This is a genomic window from Mycobacterium sp. P7213, assembly GCF_900604305.1.
GTDB lineage: Bacteria > Actinomycetota > Actinomycetes > Mycobacteriales > Mycobacteriaceae > Mycobacterium.
Map to the genome: position 1 here is coordinate 1 of NZ_UWOA01000089.1, position 8,915 is coordinate 8,915.

Consider the following 8,915-nt stretch of genomic DNA (forward strand, 5'->3'; position numbering starts at 1 on the left):
GGGAAGAACTCGCAGGCGAACTCTCGGAACGTGTAGGTGTGGTCCGCAGTGTCCGACCAGTCGCCGACCTCGATCGCACCGGGTGGGGCAGGCACGGTGGCGTCGTCCCTATCAGGGATGGTGGCGGCGACCAGCGCATCGAGCGCGTCGTCGGGGATACCGGCGCCCTGGGTAATGGAGCTGTCGACGGGGTGGGTGGTGGTCATGGTTCGTTCTCCGTTCATAGTGTTCTAGAACGGTTCGCTTGCACCACCTGCTCAAAACCTTCTGGACCGGCCCCCGCGGCTGGAGCGACCGCCAACACCCCAACGGCACCATCGAATGGACCAGCCCCACCGGCCACACCTACACCACACAACCCGGCAGCGCCCTGCTATTCCCCACCCTGTGCCTWCCCACCACCGCACCACCAGCCACCGCCCCGGCCTCAACAGCCGACCGCAACCTCATGATGCCCACCCGCAAAAACACCCGCACCCAAGACCGCGCCCACCGCATCAACAGCGAACGCGCCCACAACAAGGCGCCGCCCTGACGGGGACGGGGCAACTAGCTCTTGAAGGGCAGGATCTTGTTGAGCTGGTCGAGTTGCTTGCGCAGGTCGTGGATCAGCGCGGTGCCCCTCGCGGTCTGGGCGACGGCGTAGATGCCGTTCTGTTGTTGCGCCAGCTCCGCGATGTTGTCGTGGGCGACTCGCACAGACTCCAAGGTCCGCGCGAGCAGGTCCGTGGTGGACTCCGTCGTGGACGCGGTGTCTTTTGCATGGGTCACGGCATCGCAGCCTATCGCCTCACGATAGGAACTGCCCAGGAACCGCGGGCATAATCTGCGACAAACACCGGCCGCGTCCGGCATAGTCACTCGACAACACGACGCGATGAGAAGGGGTCGACCGTGAAGCGCTACCTCACCGGGGGCCTGACCACCGCGCTGACGGCCACCGGACTAGCGGCCGGATGGCTGATCGCCTCGGCGCCGGTGGCCCAGGCCGGCTGCCAGGACAACCCGCTGCTGTTCTTCTCCACCGCCCAGAAGTGCGACGGTCCGATTCAGCCCGACGGCAGCTGGCAGCGCTGCGTCATCTACTACTACGAGCCGCCGAAATCACCGCCGTCGCAGCAGGACTGCCACCCCATGGGGCCCGGGCGGGATTACCCGCTGCACTCGTTCTACATGCCGGAGAACCACATCGACCCGTAGCGGGACTCAGTCCATGAGCTGCGCGGCCACCGTCGCGCCCAGCTCCCAGCACGCGTCCAGGTCAGGCTGGCCCGGCTTGCCCGACACCACCACGTAGTCGGCCACTTTGACCCATCCCAGGCCCGTCGTGATGGAGTCGACGGCCCGCTCAGCACCCTCGGTTCCTTCGTTGCCGTGCAGGTAGAGGCCGAACGGCCTGCCGCGGGTCGAGTCCAGGATCGGGTAGTAACAGACGTCGAAGGCGTGCTTGAGCGCGCCGCTGATATAGCCGAGGTTGGCCGGGCTGCCCAGCAGGTAGCCGTCGGCGGCCAGCATGTCGGCCGGTGAGACCTCAAGCGCGGCGCGGCGCACCACCTCGACGCCCTCGATCTGCGGGTCCGCCGCCCCGGACAGCACCGCCTCGAACATCGCCTGGCAGAACGGCGACGGAGTGTGGTGCACCACCAGCAGCGTCTTGCTCACTGCTGTGCCTGCAGCGCGACCGCGGTCTTCATCGCCTCGCGTGCGCGCCGGCGGTCCCCGGCGAACTCGTAGGCTCGAGCCAACCGGTACCAGCGCCGCCAGTTGTCGGGGTCGGCATCGAGTTCGGCACGGACCGTGTGGAACAGGGCGTCGGCGGCGTCACGTTCGATGCGTCCCGACGGCCGCCGCGGCAAGGCACCGGAGTCGAGTTCCATGCCGTCCGCGGCGATCAGGCGCGACAGCTTCTGGTGAGCGAACCCGTCTCGCAGGGTGGCGATCATCGCCCACAGTCCCAGGAACGGCATGATCAGCAGCGCCACCCCCATCCCGATCGCCGCCACCGAACCGGAGGCGATCAGCAGCACCGCGATGCGACCCAGAAACGCCAGATACATCAGCAGCGCCAGGCACATGAAGACGATCAGCACCTTCACCCGCGCGGCCGGCGACACCTTCGTCACGACTACTTCAGGTCGAGGAGGGGTTCGATGCCGATCGTGAGCCCGGGGAATTCGGCGACCCGGCGCACCGCCAGCAGCACCCCGGGCACGAAGGAGGTCCGGTCGATGCTGTCGTGCCGAATGGTCAGCGTCTCCCCCATGGTCCCGAACAGCACCTCTTGGTGGGCGACCAGCCCGGCCAGCCGAATCGAATGCACCGGCACACCATCCACGTCCGCACCGCGGGCTCCGGGCAGTCCGGTGCTGGTGGCATCGGGGTTGGGCGGCAGTCCCTTTCGCGCTTCGGCGATCAGCGCGGCGGTACGAGCGGCGGTACCCGACGGCGCATCGGCCTTGTGCGGGTGGTGCAGCTCGATCACTTCCACCGATTCGAAGTACTTTGCGGCCTGCGCCGCGAAATGCATTGACAGCACCGCGCCGATGGCGAAGTTGGGTGCGATCAACACCGCCGAACCGGGCGTGGCCTCGATCCAGGAACGCACCTGGTCCAGCCGCTCCTCGGTGAACCCCGTGGTGCCCACGACCGCATGAATCCCGTTGTCGATCAAGAACTTCAGGTTGTCCATCACGACGGCGGGGTGGGTGAAGTCGATCACCACCTCGGTGCCGCTGTCGGTCAACAGGCTCAGTTCGTCACCGGCGTCGACCTCGGCCGACAGGGTCAGATCGTCCGCAGCGTGCACCGCCGCAACCATCGTCGCGCCGACTTTGCCCTTGGCGCCCAATACTGCTACTCGCATGGCTGCCACCCTAGCGGCAAGGGGCGTCAGGACACCTCCCGGCGGGTCTCGCCGGCCTCGCCGGGGGCGGTAAGGCGTTCGGCGACGAATCGGACCATCAGGTCGAACGCCGCCCGGCTGTCCGGCAGGAATCCGAACAGTGCCGGGAAGGCGTGCACCTGGTGAGTCCACAGCGCGAGCCGGCTGGACCGGTTGTGCGCCAGCAGTGCGGCGTGCAGACGTTCGTTGTCGCAGCGCAGGATCTCCGACTCGGCGGCGATCAGCAGCGCCGGTGGCATGGTCTCCAGCCGGCCGTTGATCGGCGACAGGTCGTGACGCATCGACGGCAACGGGCACACGTGGTCGACCAGGTCCGGCAGCGCGTCCGCGATGCCGAATGCGTCGGTGCCCATGTTCGCGTGGGTGCTGCGGGCCGTTCCCTCAAGCTCCAGCAATGCCGAGATCCCGATGACGCCGGCAGGGGCCGCCAGCCCTTCCTGCTGGGCTCGCAGTGCGGTGGCAAAGGTGAGAAAACCGCCTGCGGAGTCTCCGGCGATCACCGTCTTGTTGGGGTCGGCCCCCTGCTCCAGCAGCCAGCGGTAGGCGCCGACGCAGTCTTCCACCGAGCCGTCCACGCTCACGTCGGGGAACTGCCGGTAATCCACGTGCACCACCGGCAGCCGGGTGCGCCGGGCCAGCGTCGCCACGACATGCAGGTGAGTATCGAGGCCTCCGGTGAAGAACCCGCCACCGTGAAAGTACAAGATGGCGCCGTCGCTCAGTGGGGCGATGCAGTCTGCTCTGCGAACGATCTCGACGGGAACCCCCGTCGCGAGATCCCGCGTGAAGCGGATCCGGAAGTGCGGTCGCAGCCGTTGCAGGCGGGCGACGGTGTTGGTGCGCCGGCCCAACTGCGCCAACATTCCGGGCATGGCCTCGGGGCCGCCACGGCGGCTGATCCACCGAACCAAGCGCGGCATCACCGCCGCGAAGATGACGTAGATGATTCTGGCCCGCAAACTCCCGCGATGAATCTCAGCCTCACCAGACATCCGGGCATTCTATCCGCACCGATAGGGCTCGACTCAGCCGTCGATGACGACGCGTCCTCCCTTGGCCCGCGACACGCAGACCAGCATTTCTCGGTCGCCCTCGGCGGTGCGTCCGCGGCGGTCGACCTCGCCGGAGACCACCATGACCTTGCAGGTGCCACAGAATCCCTGGCGGCACGAGTATGCAGTCGTCGGATCGGCGTCGAGCATCACGTCCAGCGCCGTACGGTCCCCGGGAATCGCCAGCACTCGCCGCGATCGGGCGAGCTCCAACTCGAACGGCACCCCGTCGACCACCGGAGGCGGACTGAACCGCTCATAGTGCAATGGCGCATCGCAGTGTTCGTCGCGGGTGATCCGCACCGCCTCGAGCATGGCGCTCGGACCGCAGACGTACACCGCGGTCCGCGGCCCGGCGCCGGCCAGCAGCTCCTCGGTGCCGGCGAAGCGTCCGTGCTCGTCGTCGGCCCACACCGACACCCGCTGCGGGTCCACGGCCAACACCTCGTCCAGCAACGGCATGTCGGCCCGGCTGCGGCCGGCATACACCGCGCGCCAATCGATTCCGCGCTGGGCGGCCACCCGAAGCATGGGCAGCATCGGGGTCACGCCGATCCCGCCGATCACGAACAGCACCTCGCTCTCGCCGGTGCCCAGATGGAAGGCGTTGCGCGGACCTTCGAACACCAACGTGTCACCCTCGGCGTAGGACTCGTGCATCTCGACCGAGCCGCCACCCCCGTGGTCCAGCCGCCGGACCGCGATGCGGTACTCGGTGCGACGTCCCGGCACGCCGCACAGCGAGTACTGCCGGCGGCGGCCCGAGGGCAACTGAACGTCGATATGACCGCCCGGCGTCCAGGACGGCAACAGCCCACCGTCGGGGTCCACGAGGGTGAGCGCCACCACGTCGCCGGTCAACATCTCCCGCTTGGAGACGACGGCCGCGATCGTCCGCGACACCGGGACTACCCGCGAGGGGTTCCATCGCGACAGCGCTGCCATCCCACCGAATACGGTGATCGCTCCCCAGAGCGCGTTGAACAGTCGGTCATGTTTGCGGCGGCCGTAGAGGTCGGCGGGACGGGATTTCCAGATCTGCGCTGTCACGTCAGGCATGCCGAAGGCCATTGCCGGACGCGCCGGCACCGCCGGCCACGCTGTGTTGCACCCACTCGTCGGTGAGCCGGGCGATCACGTCGGGTCGATCGATCACCACCCAGTGGCCGCCGTCGATGTCGAGCACCCGATTGTTGGCCGGGATGGAACCGGTGTAGCGCTGCAGGGCCGGGCTGACGAATACATCCAGCCGAGGCGCGAGCACCTGCACCGCAACATCGGTGGCCGGCAACGGCCGCGACGGCTTCAGAAACGGTCCTGGCATATTCGCGCGATACAGGTTGAGCCCGTTGACGTAGTCGTTCTCGCCTCGGGGCATATCCGGGCGCGGCCGGCCGGAGCGACCGATACGGTCAAGCCAGCCAAGGACTCTGACGCCCAAGCCGGACCGGAAGGCCGCCTCGGGAACCCGCGGGGTCAAAAACAGCCAGATGTAGCTCGACTCCAGCAACTGCCGTACGACATCGCCGAGCGTCCGCAGGCTGCGTGCCGAGCGCAGGAAGCGGCCGGCATAGTCCAGGTGCGGGCCCGAAATCGAGGTGTAGGAAACGACTTTGGCCGCCACGGCCGGGTCGGTGATGGCCGCCCAGCCCTGGATCGAACCCCAGTCATGGCCCAGCAGGTGGACCTTGTCCACACCGAGTCGGCCCAGCTGCTCGATCACCGCGGCGACGTCTGCGATCAGCTGCGGGAATCGGTAGCCGGATCGATCCGCCGGAGCCGACGACGCTCCCGCACCGCGCACGTCGTAGGCGACGACGTTGTAGCGGCCCGGATGCTGCTCGATGAGCTCGCGAGCCACCCCGTCCCAGACGTGGTGGTTGTCCGGGTAGCCGTGGATCGCCAGGACGGTCGTGCGCTGCGGGTCCAGATCCGTGTACGCGTGTACGGCAAGTGTCACACCGTCGGCGGCCGTCACAGTGGTGGTGGTAGTCATCGACTGAGCTCCTTATGGTTCGTCCGCGTCCCCGTCAATGCGTGGCGCGGGCAGCGGGCGAAATGGCCAAGTAGTTGACCGCCTTCTCCACCCCGCCGAGTTGCGCCGGGTGGAAGCCGGGGCGGTAGTAGGAGGCGATGGCCGGCAGGAATTCGAACGGCGAGGGCACCAACCCGCGCCGCGCTGCGATGAACCAGTCCCGCCAGCGCGGCTTGGTTCCGGCCGGCAGCAGCGGGTCCACCTTGTACATGAACCGCAGGCCGCGCACCCACAACAGCAGCATCAGGGGCGTGACGGCCAGCTGGGTGCGGACCTGTCGCAGGAAGCCGGCCCGCAGGTGCTTCATGACGTCGAACGCGACGGCCTTGTGCTCGACCTCTTCGGCACCGTGCCAACGCAACATGTCCAGCATCACCGGATGTGTCCCGATCTCGTCCAGCGCCGGGCTCTCGAGGATCCACTCGCCGAGAATCGCCGTGTAGTGCTCGACGGCGGACACCAGAGCCACCCGTTCCAGCAGCCAGCGCTGCTGACGGCGCTCATTCCAGGCCGGCCGGTCGCCCAGCAGTTTGTCGAACAGCCATTTGATCTGGCCGGTGAACGGGGACATGTCCACGCCACGTGCGGCCAGATGGTCGACGACTGCCGTGTGCGCCTGGGAGTGCATGGCCTCCTGACCGATGAATCCCTGCACGTCCAGCCGCAGCTGGTCGTCCTTGATCAGCGGTAGTGCCTGCTTGAACACCTCGACGAAGAACTCTTCGCCGGCCGGCAGCAGCAGGTGCAGCACATTGCAGAAGTGCGTCACGAAGGGTTCGCCCGGCACGTAGTGCACTGGCAGGTCCGACCAGTCGAACCCGACGTCGCGGGCTTGCAGGACGATGCGCTCGTGATCCAGCGCTCCCGCACCGGGTGAGTGCGGGCCTGCTGCGGTGTCGTCAGCGCTGAGCATCGGGCCTCCTTTTTTGACAAATATACGTCAAATGTCAAGCGAGACGTGTGCCTGCGTCCTGTTACGGGGCGGTTACGAAGTGAGCCGTCTGTTGCACGCCGGTTACATTCTCGGGCCGCGGTTTAAGAAACTGTTAACCAGCTTGATCTCCAAGCCAACTGACAGGAAATGTCAAGGGCGCCCCCAGCCAGCTGCCCCGGCCGGCGACCGTTTCATTGAGGAGAAACCCATTGACTTTCGTCAACGCGCATACCGAGGAACTCAGAACGGCAGCCGATAGCCTCGGTGGCTCCGGTCTGGCACTGGCAGCCCAGAATTCGGCGGCTCAAGCCCCGACGACGGGTGTGCTTCCGCCCTCCGCCGACGAGGTATCGGCGATGTTGGGCGCACGATTCGCCGCACACGCGCTGATGTATCAGCAGGTCAGCGCACAAGCAACGGCCATCCACGAGATGTTCGTCGCCACCCTTGCCTCCAGCAGTAATTCCTATGCGGCCGCCGAGGCCGCCAACGCCCTCGCGGCCGGTTGACGACAGAAGGGGTAGACAATGGATTTCGCAATGCTTCCCCCGGAGGTCAACTCCGGACGTATGTACGCCGGGCCGGGCGCGGGGTCACTCTTGACCGCCGCCGCAGCCTGGGATGAACTGGCCGCCGAGCTGCACACCACTGCGGCCAACTACCAGTCGGTGATCTCCGGACTCACCAGCGGAGGGTGGCTGGGCGTCGCGTCGACGCGCATGGCAGCAGCGGCCGCGCCGTACATCACGTGGCTCAACGCCACTGGTGCTCAGGCCGAGCAGACCGGCGCACAGGCCAAGGCCGCAGCTGCTGCACACGCGGCCGCGTTCTCCATGACAGTGCCGCCACCGGTGATCGCCGCCAACAGGGCCCAGTTGGCCGCACTGGTCGCGACCAACTTCTTCGGCCAGAACGCTCCGGCGATCGCCGCTACCGAGGCGATGTACGCCGAGATGTGGGCACAAGACGCCACCGCGATGTTCAGCTATTCCGTTGCGGCCGAGGCGGCGTCGCAGATGGCGCCGTTCGGGCCGCCTCCGCAGACAGCCAACCCAGCAGGCATAGCTGCGCAGGAGGCAGCGACGGCCCAGGGGCTCGGGCAAGGTGCCGCGCAAGCCGCGGTCAACGGAGTGATGGAGGTGTTGCCGGGCGCAGCGCAGTCGGCCATTCCTCCGGTTATCGGCGACATTCTCGCCGACCTCGGGGCGCTGGGCGTCACTCCGATAGGAACTGCCCTGACCGTAGCCATCATCGCCGCTTTCATACCCGAGTACCTCATCGCGGGCGCAGCACTTCCGTCGCCGTTCGGCTTGGGAGACGCATCACCGATGTCCATCGCGGCGGGCGTGCCGTTGGGCCTGACGCCGACGCTGGCGGCACCCGCGTCGGCTGGTCTGGCGTCAGCGACGTCGGCGTCGGTCGGCAGCGCGCAGTCGGTCAGTGGGTTGTCGGTGCCCAAGGCCTGGGCTACCGCCGCTCCGGAGATGCGGCTGGCCGCTGCTGAGGTCGACACGTCCAATGTCGTCGCCACCGAGGGGATCGGCGGCGGCGGGATGTTCGGCGGCATGCCGCTGTTCGGCGGCGCACCGCTGATGGCCATGGGCGGGCGAGGCGCCAACGGGCAGTACCGGGAGAACAAGTCGGTCGAGGAAGCCAAGCGAAAGGCCGTCAAGGGACGTCGCTCAACCATGTGGTGAGTCACCGAACCGCGGACATCAATTTCAACAAAACAAGGAGACAAAGCAGTGGCAACACGTTTTATGACTGATCCGGACGCGATGCGTTCGATGGCGGGCCGTTTTGATGTGCACGCGCAGACGGTGGAGGACGAGGCGCGCCGGATGTGGGCGTCGTCGACCAACATCTCCGGTGCGGGCTGGGGTGGTCTGGCGGAGCGGACCTCGATGGACACCATGGGTCAGATGCAGACCGCGTTTCGCAACATCGTGAACATGCTGCACGGGGTGCGGGATGGGTTGATTCGCGACGCTA

Annotated in this window: 14 protein-coding genes; 5 read left to right on the forward strand and 9 right to left on the reverse strand. The window is 67.2% G+C overall.

Features of this window, described 5'->3' with window-relative positions; all coding sequences use genetic code 11:
• The coding region (locus tag EJK91_RS20985) for a hypothetical protein (RefSeq protein ID WP_164517961.1) at positions 1 to 206 on the reverse strand (206 nt) is incomplete at its 3' end.
• Between the two features lie 38 nt (positions 207 to 244).
• On the opposite strand from EJK91_RS20985, the gene EJK91_RS20990 reads away from it, so the two are divergent.
• Positions 245 to 535: a hypothetical protein gene (locus EJK91_RS20990; RefSeq protein WP_206430458.1), complete on the forward strand. Its 291-nt coding sequence runs from the start codon at positions 245 to 247 to the stop codon at positions 533 to 535.
• A 14-nt stretch (positions 536 to 549) separates the two neighbouring features.
• Here EJK91_RS20990 and EJK91_RS20995 read toward each other — a convergent pair whose 3' ends face one another.
• Positions 550 to 771: a hypothetical protein gene (locus EJK91_RS20995; protein ID WP_024443733.1), complete on the reverse strand. Its 222-nt coding sequence runs from the start codon at positions 769 to 771 to the stop codon at positions 550 to 552.
• Between the two features lie 123 nt (positions 772 to 894).
• Here EJK91_RS20995 and EJK91_RS21000 point away from each other — a divergent pair, with 123 nt between their 5' ends.
• Entirely contained in the window at positions 895 to 1,200 is a 306-nt protein-coding gene (locus EJK91_RS21000; protein ID WP_046302176.1) for a CDGP domain-containing protein, read from the forward strand.
• Between the two features lie 6 nt (positions 1,201 to 1,206).
• On the opposite strand, the gene EJK91_RS21005 is transcribed toward EJK91_RS21000, so the two are convergent.
• The 7 genes from EJK91_RS21005 to EJK91_RS21035 are packed head-to-tail and all read right to left on the reverse strand — an operon-like array spanning position 1,207 to position 6,902.
• Complete coding sequence (locus EJK91_RS21005) at positions 1,207 to 1,608, reverse strand: flavodoxin family protein (protein WP_164518060.1); 402 nt, start codon at positions 1,606 to 1,608, stop codon at positions 1,207 to 1,209.
• A gap of 50 nt (positions 1,609 to 1,658) precedes the next feature.
• Entirely contained in the window at positions 1,659 to 2,075 is a 417-nt protein-coding gene (locus EJK91_RS21010) for a hypothetical protein (protein WP_369797622.1), read from the reverse strand.
• Positions 2,076 to 2,125: 50 nt separating this feature from the next.
• Positions 2,126 to 2,863: a 4-hydroxy-tetrahydrodipicolinate reductase gene (gene dapB, locus EJK91_RS21015; RefSeq protein WP_024443729.1), complete on the reverse strand. Its 738-nt coding sequence runs from the start codon at positions 2,861 to 2,863 to the stop codon at positions 2,126 to 2,128.
• Between the two features lie 26 nt (positions 2,864 to 2,889).
• Positions 2,890 to 3,894 carry an alpha/beta hydrolase gene (locus EJK91_RS21020; RefSeq protein ID WP_024443728.1) on the reverse strand — a complete coding sequence of 335 codons (1,005 nt, stop codon included), beginning with the start codon at positions 3,892 to 3,894 and terminating at the stop codon, positions 2,890 to 2,892.
• A gap of 33 nt (positions 3,895 to 3,927) precedes the next feature.
• Positions 3,928 to 5,013, reverse strand: coding sequence for a PDR/VanB family oxidoreductase (locus tag EJK91_RS21025; protein ID WP_024443727.1), 1,086 nt, complete (start codon positions 5,011 to 5,013; stop codon positions 3,928 to 3,930).
• Positions 5,006 to 5,950: an alpha/beta fold hydrolase gene (locus tag EJK91_RS21030; RefSeq protein ID WP_024443726.1), complete on the reverse strand. Its 945-nt coding sequence runs from the start codon at positions 5,948 to 5,950 to the stop codon at positions 5,006 to 5,008. The genes EJK91_RS21025 and EJK91_RS21030 overlap by 8 nt, the downstream gene beginning before the upstream one ends.
• Positions 5,951 to 5,984: 34 nt before the next feature.
• Positions 5,985 to 6,902, reverse strand: a complete 918-nt coding sequence (locus tag EJK91_RS21035; protein ID WP_024443725.1) for a metal-dependent hydrolase — start codon at positions 6,900 to 6,902, stop codon at positions 5,985 to 5,987.
• Between the two features lie 230 nt (positions 6,903 to 7,132).
• On the opposite strand from EJK91_RS21035, the gene EJK91_RS21040 reads away from it, so the two are divergent.
• From EJK91_RS21040 to EJK91_RS21050, 3 genes are all read left to right on the forward strand, one after another.
• Positions 7,133 to 7,432, forward strand: coding sequence for a PE family protein (locus tag EJK91_RS21040; RefSeq protein ID WP_024443724.1), 300 nt, complete (start codon positions 7,133 to 7,135; stop codon positions 7,430 to 7,432).
• A gap of 18 nt (positions 7,433 to 7,450) precedes the next feature.
• Entirely contained in the window at positions 7,451 to 8,620 is a 1,170-nt protein-coding gene (locus EJK91_RS21045) for a PPE family protein (RefSeq protein WP_052739981.1), read from the forward strand.
• A 48-nt stretch (positions 8,621 to 8,668) separates the two neighbouring features.
• Positions 8,669 to 8,915: WXG100 family type VII secretion target (locus EJK91_RS21050; RefSeq protein ID WP_164518059.1), on the forward strand; the 247-nt coding region annotated here is incomplete at its 3' end.